Origin of the sequence: Salegentibacter mishustinae (assembly GCF_002900095.1) — a bacterium.
GTDB lineage: Bacteria > Bacteroidota > Bacteroidia > Flavobacteriales > Flavobacteriaceae > Salegentibacter > Salegentibacter mishustinae.
The window spans coordinates 385,371-401,524 of sequence record NZ_LLKN01000002.1 but is presented as its reverse complement, the minus strand read 5'-3'; the positions used below and the strand labels follow the sequence as shown (position 1 = coordinate 401,524).

Annotated in this window: 12 protein-coding genes and 1 tRNA gene; 8 read left to right on the top strand and 5 right to left on the bottom strand. The window is 38.6% G+C overall.

From position 1 onward, the window contains the following. Positions 1 to 80 precede the first annotated feature (80 nt). The gene (locus tag APB85_RS04740; protein WP_057481023.1) at positions 81 to 1,307 is read right to left on the bottom strand and encodes a cysteine desulfurase-like protein; all 1,227 of its coding nucleotides are present in this window, start codon (positions 1,305 to 1,307) and stop codon (positions 81 to 83) included. After that, the gene (locus tag APB85_RS04735; protein ID WP_057481024.1) at positions 1,307 to 3,700 is read right to left on the bottom strand and encodes a S9 family peptidase; all 2,394 of its coding nucleotides are present in this window, start codon (positions 3,698 to 3,700) and stop codon (positions 1,307 to 1,309) included. The genes APB85_RS04740 and APB85_RS04735 overlap by 1 nt, the downstream gene beginning before the upstream one ends. Positions 3,701 to 3,842: 142 nt before the next feature. Here APB85_RS04735 and APB85_RS04730 point away from each other — a divergent pair, with 142 nt between their 5' ends. Next, on the top strand, positions 3,843 to 5,393 hold the full coding sequence (locus APB85_RS04730; RefSeq protein WP_057481025.1) for a M20/M25/M40 family metallo-hydrolase: 1,551 nt from the start codon (positions 3,843 to 3,845) through the stop codon (positions 5,391 to 5,393). 116 nt (positions 5,394 to 5,509) lie between these two features. On the opposite strand, the gene APB85_RS04725 is transcribed toward APB85_RS04730, so the two are convergent. The 3 genes from APB85_RS04725 to APB85_RS04715 all read right to left on the bottom strand — a co-directional run bounded on the left by APB85_RS04725 (position 5,510) and on the right by APB85_RS04715 (position 7,291). Beyond that, positions 5,510 to 5,863 carry a hypothetical protein gene (locus tag APB85_RS04725; RefSeq protein ID WP_057481026.1) on the bottom strand — a complete coding sequence of 118 codons (354 nt, stop codon included), beginning with the start codon at positions 5,861 to 5,863 and terminating at the stop codon, positions 5,510 to 5,512. A 28-nt stretch (positions 5,864 to 5,891) separates the two neighbouring features. After that, entirely contained in the window at positions 5,892 to 6,896 is a 1,005-nt protein-coding gene (locus tag APB85_RS04720) for a DUF1028 domain-containing protein (protein WP_057481027.1), read from the bottom strand. Positions 6,897 to 6,988: 92 nt separating this feature from the next. Then, the gene (locus APB85_RS04715) at positions 6,989 to 7,291 is read right to left on the bottom strand and encodes a hypothetical protein (protein WP_057481028.1); all 303 of its coding nucleotides are present in this window, start codon (positions 7,289 to 7,291) and stop codon (positions 6,989 to 6,991) included. A gap of 292 nt (positions 7,292 to 7,583) precedes the next feature. On the opposite strand from APB85_RS04715, the gene APB85_RS04710 reads away from it, so the two are divergent. From APB85_RS04710 to lpdA, 7 genes are all read left to right on the top strand, one after another. Then, positions 7,584 to 7,655 (top strand) — tRNA-Arg (locus APB85_RS04710). A 284-nt stretch (positions 7,656 to 7,939) separates the two neighbouring features. Then, positions 7,940 to 8,545, top strand: coding sequence for a nicotinamide riboside transporter PnuC (gene pnuC, locus APB85_RS04705; RefSeq protein ID WP_057481029.1), 606 nt, complete (start codon positions 7,940 to 7,942; stop codon positions 8,543 to 8,545). 51 nt (positions 8,546 to 8,596) lie between these two features. Continuing rightward, a complete protein-coding gene (locus APB85_RS04700; RefSeq protein ID WP_057481030.1) occupies positions 8,597 to 9,610 on the top strand; it encodes an acyl-CoA dehydrogenase family protein in 1,014 nt (337 codons plus the stop codon). 100 nt (positions 9,611 to 9,710) lie between these two features. After that, positions 9,711 to 10,385 carry a hypothetical protein gene (locus APB85_RS04695; RefSeq protein ID WP_057481031.1) on the top strand — a complete coding sequence of 225 codons (675 nt, stop codon included), beginning with the start codon at positions 9,711 to 9,713 and terminating at the stop codon, positions 10,383 to 10,385. A gap of 257 nt (positions 10,386 to 10,642) precedes the next feature. Further along, positions 10,643 to 13,306: a pyruvate dehydrogenase (acetyl-transferring), homodimeric type gene (gene aceE / locus APB85_RS04690; protein WP_057481032.1), complete on the top strand. Its 2,664-nt coding sequence runs from the start codon at positions 10,643 to 10,645 to the stop codon at positions 13,304 to 13,306. An 11-nt stretch (positions 13,307 to 13,317) separates the two neighbouring features. Further along, positions 13,318 to 14,703, top strand: coding sequence for a 2-oxo acid dehydrogenase subunit E2 (locus APB85_RS04685; protein ID WP_057481033.1), 1,386 nt, complete (start codon positions 13,318 to 13,320; stop codon positions 14,701 to 14,703). Positions 14,704 to 14,720: 17 nt separating this feature from the next. Continuing rightward, positions 14,721 to 16,130 carry a dihydrolipoyl dehydrogenase gene (gene lpdA, locus APB85_RS04680; protein WP_057481034.1) on the top strand — a complete coding sequence of 470 codons (1,410 nt, stop codon included), beginning with the start codon at positions 14,721 to 14,723 and terminating at the stop codon, positions 16,128 to 16,130. The last annotated feature ends 24 nt before the right edge of the window (positions 16,131 to 16,154 follow it).

The window sequence follows — 16,154 nt, the reverse complement described above, 5'->3', positions numbered from 1 at the left end:
CTTAATTAGTGGTTTAAAAGTTAAGAGGTTCTTCATTGCGATCCCTGTTTGAATCGCAATGAAGAAACCTTAAAAACGTACTAAATCACTTTCTTTAAAACCCAAATCAATCTTTTTACTTCATCAAGCGAGTTGTAGTGCACCAGGCTAACTCTTACTACGCCGTTCTTTTCTTTTAAACCTGCATCTTCAATTAATTTTTTAGCGTAAAAATCTCCAAACCGAATCCCGATACGATAATCATCTACTTTTTCAACAATTTCATCGCTTTTCATTTTATGGTGTACGAAAGAAATGGTGGGCACTCTTTGTTCCCTATCGGCAGTATCCTTACCAATAATTTTAATGTCTGGATGTTCGGCTAAATAATTAATTAGGGGTTTGCTAATTCGCTCTTCGTGGCGCCCAATATGTTCAAAGATCTTATCCATTTTTTGCTGAAAATCGATTTTTTTCTCCCTGGGAAATTCGTGCTTAAATAGCTGTTCAAAATATTCTGTAATTCCCAGTAAGCTATAAGTGAGTTCAAAGTTGAGATTTCCGGGCTGGAATTTATAGGGAACATCTTTTTTGGTGAAAAAATAATGGTTTATGCCATCCATTTTGTACAACTGATTGTACTTTCCGTACATTACTGCTAAATGCGGGCCATAGGTCTTGTACCAGCTAAATACATAAAAATCTACATCCAGTTTTCTAACATCTACCCGTCTATGAGGTGCATAAGCCACACCATCAACACAAATAAGTGCGCCAGCTTTATGAACGGTTTTTGCAATTTCTTTAATAGGATTTATACTTCCTAAAATATTAGAAGAGTGGGTTACGGCTACCAACTTAGTGCGCTTGGTCAGCAATTTGTTGAGGTCGCTTATTTCCAGCTCCAGGCTTTCAGGATTTGCCTTCCAGATTTTTACTTTTATTCCTTTTTCCTTTAAATATGTCCAGGGAGAGACATTTGCCTCATGATCTGTATTAGTAACAATTACCTCGTCACCTTCCTGCCATTGTTTGCTTATGCAAATACTTAAAATTCGTAAAAGCATAGAAGAAGAAGGTCCAATCACCACTTCTTCTGGCCTGCCCGCATTTATGTATTTACTTACCTGTTTGGTGGCGTAGGTAAGTTTTTCCCCGGCTTCACGGGAAACTTTATACGAAGCACCCAACTGAACATTATGATGTAATAAATACCCGCTGATGCGTTCTGCTACTTTTTTTAAAGTTTGTGAACCGCCTGCGTTATCCATAAAAGTGAATTCCCTTTCCAGCGCCGGAAATTGGTTTCTTACAAATTCAATATCCATTAGTCTAAAAGGCTTTCGTTGAATAATTCAAGAATTCTTCTATATTCATCGGTCCAACTGCTGGGTTCTACAAAGCCGTGATCTTCTACGGGGTAAATTGCCATTTCCCAGTCTTCTTTGCCTAGTTCGATTAGACGTTGTGAAAGTCTTACTACATCCTGAAAATGAACATTTACATCTACCATTCCGTGGGCAATCAATAAATCACCTTCAAGGCCTTCAGCAAAATAAATGGGAGAAGATCTTCTGTAAGCAATAGGATCGGCTGCCGGTTCGTTTAAAATGTTAGAAGTGTAGCCGTGATTATAATGCGCCCAATCGGTTACCGATCTTAGTGCAGCACCGGCTTTAAAAGTTTCAGGTTCGGTAAACATTCCCATTAAGGTGATAAAACCGCCATAACTTCCTCCATAGATCCCCACTTTTTCAGGGCTTATTCCATGATTTTCTATTAAATATTCCACGCCGTCAACCTGGTCAGAAAGGTCTTTTCCACCCATATGGCGGTAAATTCCTGTTCTCCAATCGCGACCATAACCTGCACTTCCGCGGTAGTCGATATCTATAACGGTGTAGCCAAGATCGGTTAATAAATTATGGAACATATATTCTCTAAAATAACTGCTCCACCATTTGTGCGCGTTTTGCAGGTATCCTGCACCGTGTACAAAAACTACTGCAGCATTGTTTTTTACATCTGCTTCCGGTTTATATAACCTGGCGGGAACCATAGCGCCATCTTCGGCTTCAAATTCTATTAATTCGGGTTCTCTCCATTCGTAGTTGCTAAATGCTTCAGATTGTCCTTCGGTTAATTGTTTGGCTTCCGCATTTGCTTTCGTTTTCTTTAAATATAATTCCCAGGGTTTATTGCTATAGGAATGTAAAATGGCCATGTTTTTTTCATCGGGAGAAAGGTAAACATTATTATTACCCTCCATTTGAGTGAGTTTTTCCATCTTACCGCCCATAACCGGCATTTTATAAAAATGACGTTCGCCGGGTCCAACTTCTGAAGTCGTTAAAAACCAATGTTTTTTATTGTTGGAAAGTTCCGGGTCAAAAACTTCAAAATCGCCCTCGGTTAGCGCTTTTTTATTGCCAGAAGTAACATCTAACAGGTAAAGATGGGAATATCCTGTTTCTTCACTTTGAAAGTAAATATGTTTATTATCTGGTAACCAGCCCATGTCTTCACCACCATAAAAAGTATAGCCAATTCCCGGCCCGGCAATCCAGGCCTCATCACGCTGGCGGTCTAAAGTATTTAACTCGCCGGTTTCCAGGTTAATTTTAGCGATCCAGCGATCTTTATTGTCTTTAGAACGAATGTTAACCACGGCGTGTTCTCCATTTTCTGAAAAATAAACGGTAGTGGGAACTACTTCTCTATCGGTTTCTTCCCATTCTTTATCTGGATAATCTTTTACGTAATCTGGAAGATCAGTAATTCCGGGTAATTCATCTGTCTTTATGTTATAAACCGTGTCTTTTTCAAAGTTGTAAATAGCAAGTTCAACTTTAGTTTGATTTTCCCCAACTTTACTGCGGGCAGGGAGATTTACAGTATAACCCGATTCATCTACATAATTTGGGACATTGGTGTTTTCTCCACTTTCGCGGGTAATGAGTTTAAAAGTTGCGAATTTTGCGTTTGGCGAAACCTGTAAACTGCTAAGATTGCGATCTTCCAGATAAAATGTAAAGGTCTCTTCTTCTGCCGTAGCTTCACGATAAGCTTCTTCATTTTTCTCTTCGGTTTTTCGCTGATTCACAACTTCCAGGAGTTCAAGATTTTCATCCCTTACCCAGGCATCTTTATCTGAAATTTTCTCTTCTTTCTCTTCTTTTGCTTTACCGCTTTTAATATTAGTAATCTGTTTAATGCTACCCACTTTTCTATTGTAAATAAAGGCATTGTCGCCCAGGGTAAAGCTAATTTTATTCTCATCTGCCATGAATTCGGCATTCGAGATACTTTCAGAAAGATCTAATAGCTGGGTAGTTTCACCAGATTTCACATCATAAATAACCAGGTTTCCCTTTTTGCTGAATATTTTTTTACTTCTATCTTTATTAAAATCGCCATACCTGGAGATTAGCTTTCGTTCTTCTTCAAGGCTTACCTTGCTTATTTTTGAAGTATTGCTCAAGTCAATTTTATAAAGCGAATCTTTAGTATTTTTCTCGGGATTATAGTCAAAATAGATGGTTTCACTATCTGCACTCCACTTTACGTTAGAAGGGAAGGTACCCATCCAATTAGGATCTTGCATAATTTTTTCTACGGAAAGCTCGCTTGTTTGCGAGATACCGATAAAACTGAAACCTATTAATGTTAAAAAGAGAAAGTGAAATTTAAATTTGAGGGGGTTGGGTAGATGTTTTTTCATCGATTTAAGGAATTGTCGTTTTAATTTTTAAAAGCACAGCCAATATAGTTAAAATGCTAAAAACAGTAAAGCATTCACCTGAAGTTGAAAAAATATAAATGATATCTTTAGGCTCAATTCTTAACATATTAATCAAAATAGAATGAAGAAAAACTTACGTTCACTTTTTAGTTTATTCCTTGTGGCCGGTGCATTACAGGTGCAGGCGCAAGAAGAAATGGTAGACGAAATTGTAAAGGAAGCCAATGAAAATTCGAAATTAGAAGAACTTGCCCACGAAATGGTAGATGTGGTTGGACCACGATTGGTGGGAACCCCACAAATGAAAAACGCACACGACTGGGCGGTAAAAAAATATGATAGCTGGGGGATTTCAGCCGAAAATCAGGAGTATGGAACCTGGCGAGGTTGGGAACGCGGAATTACCCATATAGACCTTGTAGAACCAAGAGTGAGAACCTTAAGTGGGCGACAATTGGCCTGGAGCCCTTCTACAGGAAAAAAGGGAGTGACTGCCGAGGTAGTTATTTTACCTGAAGCTGCAGACTCTACTGCGTTTGCCGAAATGCTTTCTTCGGTTAAAGGAAAATTCGTGATGATATCGGTAAACGAACCTACAGGGAGGCCTCCATATAACTGGGAAGAATGGGCTACCGAAAAATCCTGGAAAAAGATGCAGGAAAGTATCAAGGAAACCGATTCTCTTTGGAGAAATCGAATCCAAAACACTGGTTATGGTTATCGTGAATTGCCAAAAGCTTTGGAAGAAGCCGGTGCAGCAGGTATTGTGACTTCTAACTGGTCTCACGGGTTTGGTGCGAATAAGGTTTTTGGTGCTTATACCGATGATATTCCCACTATAGATCTAGCTCTTGAAGATTATGGTTTGCTTTATCGTTTAGCCGAAAATAATAACGCTCCGAAAATAAAAGTAGTTGCCCAATCTAAAGATCTGGGTGAAGTGCCAACCTTTAATACCATAGCCAGAATTGAAGGTAGCGAAAAGCCTGAAGAATATGTTATTCTTTCAGCGCATTTTGATTCCTGGGATGGTGGAACCGGCGCAACCGATAATGCCACCGGAACTATGGTGATGATGGAAACGATGCGAATCCTTAAAAAACTGTATCCAAACCCTAAACGAACTATTATTGCTGGGCATTGGGGTAGTGAAGAGCAGGGACTTAATGGTTCTCGTGCTTTTGTAAAGGACAACCCGGAAATTGTAGCCAATGTTCAGGCCCTATTTAACCAGGATAACGGAACCGGAAGAGTGAAAAATATTAGCGGGCAGGGATTTTTGCACGCCTATGATTATATTGGAAGTTGGTTAGAACCTGTTCCACAGGAAATAAAAAGTGAGATTGAAACTTCTTTCCCTGGAACTCCTTCCAGCGGCGGAACTGATCATGCTTCTTTTGTGGCCGCCGGAGCGCCTGCATTTATGTTAAGATCTTTAAACTGGTCTTACTGGGACTATACCTGGCATACCAATTTAGATACCTATGATAAGATTGTTTTTGATGATGTACGCAGTAATGTGATCTTAACCGCAATTATGACCTATATGGCGAGCGAGGATCCTGAAACTACCTCAAGAGAAAGAGCTGTTTTACCAATTAACAGAAGAACAGGCGAACAAATGACCTGGCCTGAACCAAGAGATGCTGAGCGAAAAGGCGGATTAGATTAAGGGCTTTCTAAAGTAAAAGTAAACGTCATTGCGAGGGCCGAAGCAATCTGGAAATTAATGGCAGATTACTTCACTCCGTTCGTAATGACGTTTTAATTTATAGAAATCTTAGAGATTTAACCTTTCAAATCTCCTCCTACAGGAATGCTGCAATCGTGATAAGGCTCACCGTGTGGAGGATTTTTAGTAGGCTTATCCTGTCTTATCCTTATAGGGGAAGAGGTCATTTCCTGTTGGGTATCAGTGCTGTTAGCATCAGTTAAAGAAGCGCCAACCGGCATATCGCAACGGTGACCGGGTTGCCCATGTGGAGGATTCACATCTGGAGTTTCTTCGCTACCTGCTGTGTTTCCTGTCATTTGAGTATTTGGTGTAGTTTCGGGTGTTTTTTCTTCTTCTTTACAGGATGTAAAAGCAGTAAGTCCTAAAACTGCAATTCCAAGAAAAATTTTATTTATAGTGATTTTCATAACAGTAATATTTTAAGTTTTAAAGGTACTAATTCTTAGAAGATTGCCTGGTGAGCATTTCCAGTTCCTCTTCGCTCACATCTATAAGTCCGGCTTTTGGCAAACGCTTCAGCATTGTTCTCCAGTTTTCGTCTTCATCAAAAATTCTATCAAAAATTTGTTTCGCTTCTTGTAAACGATCGCTATTAGCAAGAGCCACCGCTTTCCAGAAACGCATTTCCAGGTTTTCCGGGAACATACTTTCAGCAGTGCCGTATTGCTCCAAAGCTTTTTCTACATTTCCTTCTTCCATAGCCAGATCGCCACGGTTCATAAATTCGTAAGCTCTTGCAGTTTTTAGCAGTCTGTCCAGTTCTTCTATAGGATTTTCGTGGTCATCTACTCTCAGGTCTATTTTCTTATCTTTCCAAACTTCTTCAACTTTATCGGGACCAACCACGATTAAAGCTGCCGATTGTTTTCCGCGGATATCTCCACCTGCTTTTTGAGCAGCTTTCAAAACGGCTACGACTCTTTCGGCTAAAGGCAGATTTACATTTTCGGTAAAGGCTTTTGCCATTTCAGGAACTACCTGATCATTAAGCATCATATTGGCTTGAACCGAAAAATTATCTCCGGTAATATGCAGGGCTTCAGCTACACAATTTTCGCCGGTATAAGCTGCATTTTTCCCAGATTTTCCAAGAATGGCTAATTGCCGAAAAGCGCGACCTTCATCGTTATTAATAAGTGTTTCTATAGCTTCTTCCGGGGTGTAGCCTTCGTGTAAAAGTTTAAGGCCTTCGGGACCAAAAGCAGGATTTACAAAAGACTGCGTGGCAACCACGCCAACTCCAGATTTTCCCCAGGCTACCAGAGGCCCAACCGAAAACCAATGACTTTGAACGCCCACTGCCATTTCACCGGTTTTAGCATCGCGGGCTACAATAGAATAGGTATGTGCAAAAGCGTCTCCGCTAATTTCAGGATTTTGGGCTTTACTATTTAAAATTGAGATAAATAGTAAAACAGTAAAGAGTAAAAATTGCTTCATAACGCAGGTTTCAAATTAAAAGTTAAAGATAGCGAAACTCTACTGAATTAATTTTCTACAATAGTTTACATCATCTGGGAAGACAAAGTAGTCTACTGCTCTTTCACTTCTGTAACCAGAATATAATCGGGGCCACCATCTACTGGGTAACCTTCTATTTTTGATCCGGAAACTTTGACTTCTTTACCTATAAATTGGTCCAGATTCAATTTTTCACTTTTTAAAGCATAGAAATCATCTTCTGAATTCAAAACGTGGGTGCCATATTGATAAGAAGTAATCCCCTGGCTTTCTATAGTTCCGGTAATTTGCATTTGTTCTTGTGTTTTTTCCCTGTCACAGGTAGCAGCAAAAAAAATGAGACCGGTAAACAGGCTTAGAAAAAAGACTTTCATAAAATTTTATTTTGAAAATATACAATCGAATTAAAGTTAATAAAAGCCGGGAAACTGCCTGAAGTTTTAAGTTATAATATGATGAATTTCTGAAAACATTATTATTTTTGTTGCGCTTACAAGGCCTCGTAGTTCAACGGATAGAATAGTCCCGAAGCTTCGGGATCCTAAACCTAAGATGTGGGTTCTCAAAGTAAGCTTTTAAATATTGACCTTTTTTGAGGGATAGAATAGCCCCGCAGTGTCGGGGTCCTAATTTTGGATCTATAATAATAAAAGGTTTTTACATTTTGGCCTCGTAGTTCAACGGATAGAATAGAAGTTTCCTAAACTTTAGATCCAGGTTCGATTCCTGGCGAGGCTACTTTTTATGCATTTATTAAAACCCTCAAGAAATTTTAAGATCCTCACAAATAAATCATAGCTTTGTGCTAGAAATGGGGTGCTTGCTATACGGCAGGCTGAGATGATACCCGGGAGTTTTTACTCGAATTAAGATTCATTTTCTAAAAATGTTTTTTTGCATCGATGTAATTTACTCTGAACCTGATCCGGATAATGCCGGCGTAGGGATTTTCTAAGTTGAGGTTGTATTTCTGCAACTTTTAGCTACTTCATCACCTCATTTCATTGTAAAATTTGAACGCAATGATAGAGGACTTCTTTACACAACTTACCTGGTTACAAGCTATAGGAACTACTTTTGGAGTGGTTCAGGTTTTACTGGCAAGAAAAAACAATATCGATAATTATTTATTTGGGATTGTTTCTATTCTTATAAGCCTCTGGGTACTTTACCAGTCTAAACTTTATGCCGATATCATTTTAAACCTGTATTACCTGGTGATGAGTATTTACGGATGGTTTTTTTGGAAATTTGGGAAGGAGAAAGAAGAAACCCCAATTTCATATTCCAGTAAATTAGAGCATTTAAAGGCCCTCGGAATTGTTTTGGTTTGTTTCACAGGAATGAGTTACTGGCTTAGATTCCATACTAATTCTGATGTTCCTCTTTGGGATGCCGGGGTGAGCGCTTTCGCCTGGGCCGGGATGTGGCTTATGGCCAAAAGAAAAATGGAGAACTGGATCTTTTTAAATATCAGCAATGCTATTTCCATTCCTTTACTTATTTACAAAGAATTATACATATATGCCGGTTTGACGATCTTCCTGTTTATAGTAGGCACTTCGGGATATTTTAAGTGGCGAAAAATTATTAAAAATCATAACGGGGAATTTGCTCCAGCCCAATAAATTTTATCTGGGAGTATTAAAACAGATCATTCAATATCTAAATTTTATGTAATGATAGAAGAGCAGATGCAACAAGAACTGAAAAAACTATGTTTTGGGAAAAACCTTTTTCCTGAAAAAGTTTTAAGCTGGATCCAGCGAGAAAACCTTTGGAATATATGGGTGCCTAAAAATTATGGGGGACTCGAATTCTCGTTATCTGAAGGGCTTTCTAAACTTCAGGAACTGGCCAGAATTGATGGTAGCCTGGGCTGGACGGTAACTTTATGTAGTGGCGCCAATTACTTTATAGGAAACCTGGAACCAGCAGCTGCGAAGGAGATCTTTCAAGATTCAAAAACCACTATTTTAGGCGGAAGCGGTGGCGTTTTTGGGACAGCTGAAAAAATTGGTGATGATTATAAAATTTCCGGAACCTGGCGTTATGCCACAGGCGCAAATTATTTAACGCATTTTACATTGAATGCTGAAATACAGGAAGATGGTAAACCATTAAAAAACAAAGATGGGTCGCCCAAAATACTTTCGTTTGTGCTTCCCCGGGAAGAGGTGGAAATCATCGAAGATTGGAATAGTATGGGATTAAAAGCTTCGACTACCCATTCTTTTAAAGTGGAAAATGTTTTAGTTCCTCAGCGCTTCAGTTTTATCTACAATGAATTTTACCAGCTTCAAGATATCTTTAAAATTCCGTTTTCGGTATTTGCCGATCTTACGCTTTGGGTGAATTATATTGGTATGGCAGAACATTACCTGGCCGGTGCTCGCGAACTTAAGCCCGATAAAAATCTGAATTCTTTAGATGATGATCTTTCCATTTCCAATCTAAAAGTTGTGGAGTACGCTAAAGAAATTGAAAGCAAGATCAATTCAAACGTGGACATTAATTCAGAATATATTGCAGAAGTCCATGCTGTGGCTTCAAATTCAGTAAAAAGCATTTCAAAGAATATGATTGAAATATTCCCTCATCTCGGAATAAAAGCAAGCAGAAATGATGAGCCACTAAACCAAATTTTCTGCGATTATTTTACGGCAACACAGCATCATATATTCACGAAATAAAATTGATTAAAAGTCTGGAATTTCATCTATTAAGTTGTAGAAAATGATTATCATGCTAAAGACGGTATAATACTGTTTTACAACCGAATAAAAAATCAAGATGAAATATAAAATAAGCATAGAGAAAGTAAGTAATGTAGATGAGGTTAGGGAATATTGGACGAAGGAAGATTATATTCAATTACTCAAAAAATTCGATTTTCCAGACGCTGAAGATTCTGATCCTGAAAATTTGAGAGAGCTATTATTTATGGCTATATCAGATTTTGAACCTTCTGAAGCGGCAAAATTAGTGTTGGAATATAAGCTTGGAGAGCAACTCTCTGAAGGACAAATTGAGCAGATCTCCAACGATATGTTGATAGATACAGTTTGTGAAGAATATCCTGAAATGGAATTGCAAGCTCCTTTATTCCACGTAAATCAATTACTTTTTAAAGCTTTTAATGGCAAGTTTCCGAGTTCCAGCGCTACAATTATTCATTGTTCCATTACTTCGGTAAATGAGGCTGCTGATTCTAAACTGAGCAAAAAATCGGTGTTGAGGTTGTTGAATGATGGCTTGTCAGACAGGAATATCGTGAAAAGATTGTTTGAAGAACAAATGAACGGAGATGCGGAATTTCCCGAGGCTGAAAATATTATCTGGAATTTAGAAGTTTCAGAAAATGATCATTTCAAAATAACAACTTCCGGAAACCTTATTAAAAAAGAAGAGGTGATAGCTTCAGAATGGGAGAAGGAAATAGAGGACGAAGAGGATTCAGATAAATAACTGAATTAAAAATTTAGAATACTAAATGCTGCCTGATAACGGGTGGCATTTTTTTTTACCTGGTGATTTACGACTGCCCTACTTTCGAATTTTTAACATCTGGAGATAATCTTATGTTAATCAATTGAAGTTAAACCTGTTATTTTTTAAATTGAATTTGGAATTAACTCTTCAGTAATAAATTTTGCTTGAGTTTATTTCCTTTTTAATAGTTCATCAAGACTTCAACCATCTCTTTTGAAATCAATAAATAACTTATGGCCAATAGTAAGAAAGACAGTACCCAGCAGGAAAATCAGGAATGGATAGATTCGCTAACCTGGATCATTGAAAATAAATCTACAAAAAGAGCAGAGGAACTACTAAAGATCTTACAGGAAGAAGCCAAAAAACATGATGTAATGCTTCCCGAGACGCTAACCACACCCTATCATAATACTATTTCACATAACAAAGAGGAGGATTATCCCGGCGATTTAGAACTGGAAGAAAAGATCCTGGCTTATATTAGGTGGAACGCTATGGCCATGGTGGTAAAAGCCAATAAAGCTGATGAAGGAATTGGTGGGCATATTTCTACATATGCCTCAATTGCCCAACTTTGGGAAGTGGGCTTTCATCATTTTTTTAAGATTGAAAATGATGTACAGGACCAGATCTATTTCCAGGGTCACGCTTCTCCCGGGATTTATGCAAGAGCTTATATGGAGGGGCGCTTAACAAAAAAGAATCTGGAAAATTTTCGCCACGAAGTACAATCTGAAAAAGGCCTTACTTCTTATCCGCACCCACATTTAATGCCCAATTTTTGGAGCAATCCAACGGTTTCAATGGGCCTGGGTCCCATCCAGGCTATTTATCGTGCTAGATTTAATAAATACCTCCACAATCGCGGACTTATTGACGAAGACAATAGTAAAGTTTGGGCATTTATTGGCGATGGTGAGATGGACGAGGTAGAAGCCCGGGGAGCTATTAATATCGCATCCAGAGATAAGCTGGATAATCTCATTTTTGTGGTAGATTGTAATTTACAACGCTTAGATGGCCCTGTGCGTGGTAATGCCAAGCTTATTCAGGAATTAGAAGGTCTGTTTAAAGGTGCCGGCTGGAATGTAATTAAACTGCTTTGGGGAAAGCAATGGGATAAACTTATTGAAAAGGATAAAACCGGAAAACTCCTCAAGAAACTGGGCAAACTTACCGATGGACAACTTCAAAAATACGCTTATAGCGACGGAGAATTTTTGCGGAAAGATTTGTTTGAAAGTGATAAAGACCTAAAGAAGTTAGTTGAAAATTATTCTGATGAAGAATTGGGGAATTTTAAGCGTGGTGGCCACGATTCAGAAAAAATATACAATGCCTATAAAGTAGCATTAGAAACAAAGGAAAAACCCAGTATTATTTTAGCTCAAACCGTTAAAGGTTATGGCCAGGGCAGTGCCGGTGAGGCCAGTAATGTTTCGCATAAAACCAAAAAATTCAACAAAGAGCAGCTGGGAGAATTTAGAGACTTTTTTAAGGTGCCGGTTTCAGATAAAGACCTGGAAAAAATTCCATTTATAAAACCAAAAGAAGATAGTGAAGAGTTAAAATACATTGAGAAAAAACGAAAAGACCTTGGTGGTTTTATTCCGCAGCGAAAAGACAGAAGCTCAAAATTAAAGGCTCCTGATGTGAAAATCTTTGAAAGTTTTTTAGAAGGATCGGGCGAAGATGAAGTGGCTACTACTATGGCCATGGTGCAGATCTTAAGCAAATTGATGAAGGATAAAAATTTAGGAAAATTGATCGTACCAATTATTCCCGATGAATCCCGAACTTTTGGAATGGAATCTCTTTTTAGACAAGCCGGAATATACGCCCCGCATGGGCAAAAATATGATCCGGTAGATGAAGAAAGTTTGCTCTATTATAAGGAAGCCAAAAATGGCGCAATAATGGAAGAAGGGATTACCGAATCTGGTTGTATGGCCGAATTTATTGCGGCAGGAACTACTTACTTAACCCATGGTATCAATACCATTCCGTTTTATTTTTTCTATTCCATGTTTGGTTTTCAAAGAACCGGCGATCTAATGTGGGCTGCGGCAGATGCAGGTGCAAAAGGTTTTCTTATGGGCGGTATTTCAGGGAGAACCAGTATTCCGGGAGAAGGTTTACAACATCAGGATGGTCAAAGTCATTTATACGCGTTGGCGTTTCCTAATTTAAAAGCTTATGATCCCGCTTTTGCTTACGAACTGGCTGTTATTGTAGAAGAAGGGATTAAGGCCATGTATATAGAAAACAAAGACCTGTTCTATTATATCACCATAGGTAACGATACCTATCCTATGCCCGAAATGCCGGATGATGTGAATCGGGAAGCCATTATTAACGGACTTTACAAATTCAGAAAATCTAAAACACGTAAAAAGAAAAAGAAGGCGCATTTATTTGGTAGCGGTGCAATTATGAAAGAGGTATTGGAAGCCGCTGAAATTTTGGAAGATAAATTTGATGTGGGTGCAGATATCTGGAGTATTACGAGTTATAAAAATCTGTACGATAATGCTATTGATACCGAACGTAGCAACCGTCTAAAAGGGCAGGTGAATAAGGAAGAAAATTATATAGAACAACAACTTCAAGGTGAACAGGGAACTTTTGTAGCCGCTTCAGATTTTGTAAAGGCGCTTCCCGAAAGCCTTGCTTCCTATTTTCCCGATGAGCTTATTAGCTTGGGTGCCGATGGGTTCGGCAGGAGTGATAATAGGGAAGCTCTGCGTGCTTTCTTCGAGATCGATGCTTCACATATTGCTTATGCAGCCTTATATGGCCTTGCTAAACAAAATCAAATTAGCATGGAAGAATTGAAAAAAGCAGCTAAAAAATTAAATATAGATCCACAAAAGACCAATCCAAGAACGGCTTAAAAAATTGAATTATGGCAAAAGAGATAAAAGTTCCGCAAATATCTGAAGGTGTAGAGACCGCTGTTATTTCAGAAATCCTGGTTTCTAAGGGAGATAAAATTGAAGAAGATCAGTCGGTGATTTCAGTAGAAACAGATAAAGCTACGGCTGAAGTTCCTGCTACTTCAGGAGGTACAATTAAAGAAATAAAGGTTAGCGAAGGTGATGAAGTGAACGTGGGCGATGTTATCATTATCCTGAAAGATGACGATGATGATGAGGATTCAGAAGAAAAAGAGGAAAAGGAAACTACAGATAAAGAAAAGGATACTTCAAAAAAGAAAAAGGAAGAATCTGAAAGAAACGAAGATGATTCCGATTCTGAAGAAAATAAAAAAGACGAATCCAAGTCTGAGGAAAAAGATGACGAGCAGGAAGAAGATGATGAGAATGAGGATGAAAAGGACGGAGATGAGAAGAAAAAAAATAAAGACACTAAGTCTAAAAAAGATAAGGATACCGATGAAGCATCTTCAAACGAAGTCTATGCTTCTCCTGGAGTAAGGCGATTAGCTCGGGAACTTGGCGTGAATTTAAAAGAAATAAATGGTAGCGGCGAAAGTGGAAGAATTACAGATAAAGATGTTAAAAAGTACAAAGAAGGCGGTAGTACAAAGAGCAGTTCCGGCCAAGCTAAATTACCCGATTTTAGTAAGTGGGGAGCGGTAGAAACTAAACCACTAAATAGTATTAAAAAAACCACAGCCAAAAATGTATTGGCTTCCTGGCAATCTATTCCGCATGTGTTTCAGTTTGGAGAAGCTGATATTTCTGGAGTAGAAACCTATATAGAAGATCATAATGAGAAAGTTGAAAAAGCCGGAGGTAAACTCACACTAACAGCCATACTTACCAAGATTGTGGCTACAGCTTTGCATAAGTTTCCAACATTCAATGCGAGTATAGATATGGATAAGGAAGAAATGATCCTTAAAAAATATGTAAATATCAATATTGCAGTGGCTACAGAAGAGGGACTTTTAGTGCCGGTAATTAAAAATGCAGATCAAAAAAGCATCAAGGATCTCTCGGTAGAAATTTCAGAAATAGCAGAAAAAGCTCGGGAACAAAAACTATCTAAAGAAGATATGGAAGGAGGCAATTTTTCTATCTCGAACCTTGGCGGTATTGGAGGTACTAATTTTACACCCATCGTCTACCATCCGCAGGTTGCGATTCTCGGTATTTCCCGGGCAACTACCAAACCGGTTTATATAGATGGTAAGTTTGAACCTCGTAGTATACTTCCGCTTAGTTTATCTTACGATCATCGTCTAATAGATGGTGCAGATGGAGCTGGTTTTATGAATTGGCTGGTAAAAGCACTGGAAGACCCATACGAAGCGCTTTTGGGCTAATCTAAATCTTAAAAATAATGGCAAAAAAAGATAAAAAAGAACTCGTGATTATTGGCGCCGGTCCTGGAGGATACGCTGCGGCTTTTCACGCAGCAGATCTCGGAATAAAAGTTACGCTTATTGATCCTGAAGTGAATCCCGGTGGAGTTTGTCTTTATCGAGGTTGTATTCCTTCCAAGGCACTTTTACACCTGGCAAAAACCAAAGAAGAGGCTATGCAGGCTTCAAAATGGGGGATGAAATTTGAAGAGCCAAAAATTGACATTAAAAAAGTTGCAAGCTGGAAAGAGAAGGTGGTTAAAAAACTTACAGAAGGCTTAGGACAATTAAGCAAAGCCAGGAATATTGAATACATCCAGGGAAAGGCCAAATTTACCGGCAAGAATGAGCTGGAAGTGACCGATAATAAAGGGAAAACTTCAGGTTTGAGTTTTGAAAAAGTGATTATTGCCACTGGTTCTTCTGCGGTAGGCTTACCAGAACTGGAGATAGACCATGAAAAAATTTGGGATGCTACCGATGCATTGGAACTTAAGGAATTACCCAAAAAAATGTTAGTCGTTGGTGGTGGTTATATAGGCCTTGAACTTGGTAGCGTTTATGCTGCTTTGGGTACAAAGGTTTCTATAGCCGAAATGACACCGGGATTTTTACCCGGGGCAGATCGAGACCTGGTTAAGGTTTTTGAAAAAAGTGAAGCTTTTAAAAATGTCTTTTTTGAAACTAAAGTAGAGAAAGTGAAGATCACCAAAAAAGGAGTGAAGGTTTCTTTGAAAGGAAAGAAAGAAGAGCAGAGCAAAAAATTTGATTGTGTATTGGTAGCTGTTGGTAGAAAGCCAAATACACAAAATCTGGGTTTGAAAGCACTGGGAATTTCGGCCAATAAAAAAGGATTCCTGGAAGTAGATGATAAACGCCGAACAAAATTGGAGCACATTTTTGCAATTGGAGATATTACCGGAGAACCTATGTTGGCGCATAAAGCAAGTCACGAAGGCAGAATTGCTGCAGAAGTGATAGCAGGGAAAAAAGGAGCTGCCTACGATCCTAAGGTAATTCCGGCAATTGTATTTACCAATCCCGAACTCGTCTGGTGTGGTCTCACTGAAGAAGAGGTAAAAGAAAAAAATAAAAATGTGAAAGTTGTAAAATTCCCCTGGTCTGCTTCGGGAAGGGCTGTTGCTATTGGGGAAAATACAGGCTTGACTAAGCTTTTAATAGATAAGGAAACAGAAGTGATTTTAGGTGGCGCCGTAGCCGGGAAAAATGCCGGAAGTTTAATTCCGGAGATCGCTTTGGCAATTGAGATGGGAAGTACAGCCAGTGATTTATCGCTAACTATTCATCCGCATCCTACTCTTTCAGAAACTATAATGGAAAGCGCCGAGTTATTTTACGGAGGTGCTACGCATTATAAAAAGTCGTAACGTTTCGAATTTTTTGAAAAATTC

Coding starts and splice junctions, on each gene's coding strand:
- APB85_RS04730 (WP_057481025.1), top strand. CDS start 3,843: ATGAAGAAAAACTTACGTTCACTTTTTAGTTTATTCCTTGTGGCCGGT.
- APB85_RS04685 (WP_057481033.1), top strand. CDS start 13,318: ATGGCAAAAGAGATAAAAGTTCCGCAAATATCTGAAGGTGTAGAGACC.
- APB85_RS04725 (WP_057481026.1), bottom strand. CDS start 5,863: ATGAAAATCACTATAAATAAAATTTTTCTTGGAATTGCAGTTTTAGGA.
- lpdA (WP_057481034.1), top strand. CDS start 14,721: ATGGCAAAAAAAGATAAAAAAGAACTCGTGATTATTGGCGCCGGTCCT.
- pnuC (WP_057481029.1), top strand. CDS start 7,940: ATGATAGAGGACTTCTTTACACAACTTACCTGGTTACAAGCTATAGGA.
- APB85_RS04740 (WP_057481023.1), bottom strand. CDS start 1,307: ATGGATATTGAATTTGTAAGAAACCAATTTCCGGCGCTGGAAAGGGAA.
- APB85_RS04715 (WP_057481028.1), bottom strand. CDS start 7,291: ATGAAAGTCTTTTTTCTAAGCCTGTTTACCGGTCTCATTTTTTTTGCT.
- APB85_RS04700 (WP_057481030.1), top strand. CDS start 8,597: ATGATAGAAGAGCAGATGCAACAAGAACTGAAAAAACTATGTTTTGGG.
- aceE (WP_057481032.1), top strand. CDS start 10,643: ATGGCCAATAGTAAGAAAGACAGTACCCAGCAGGAAAATCAGGAATGG.
- APB85_RS04695 (WP_057481031.1), top strand. CDS start 9,711: ATGAAATATAAAATAAGCATAGAGAAAGTAAGTAATGTAGATGAGGTT.
- APB85_RS04720 (WP_057481027.1), bottom strand. CDS start 6,896: ATGAAGCAATTTTTACTCTTTACTGTTTTACTATTTATCTCAATTTTA.
- APB85_RS04735 (WP_057481024.1), bottom strand. CDS start 3,700: ATGAAAAAACATCTACCCAACCCCCTCAAATTTAAATTTCACTTTCTC.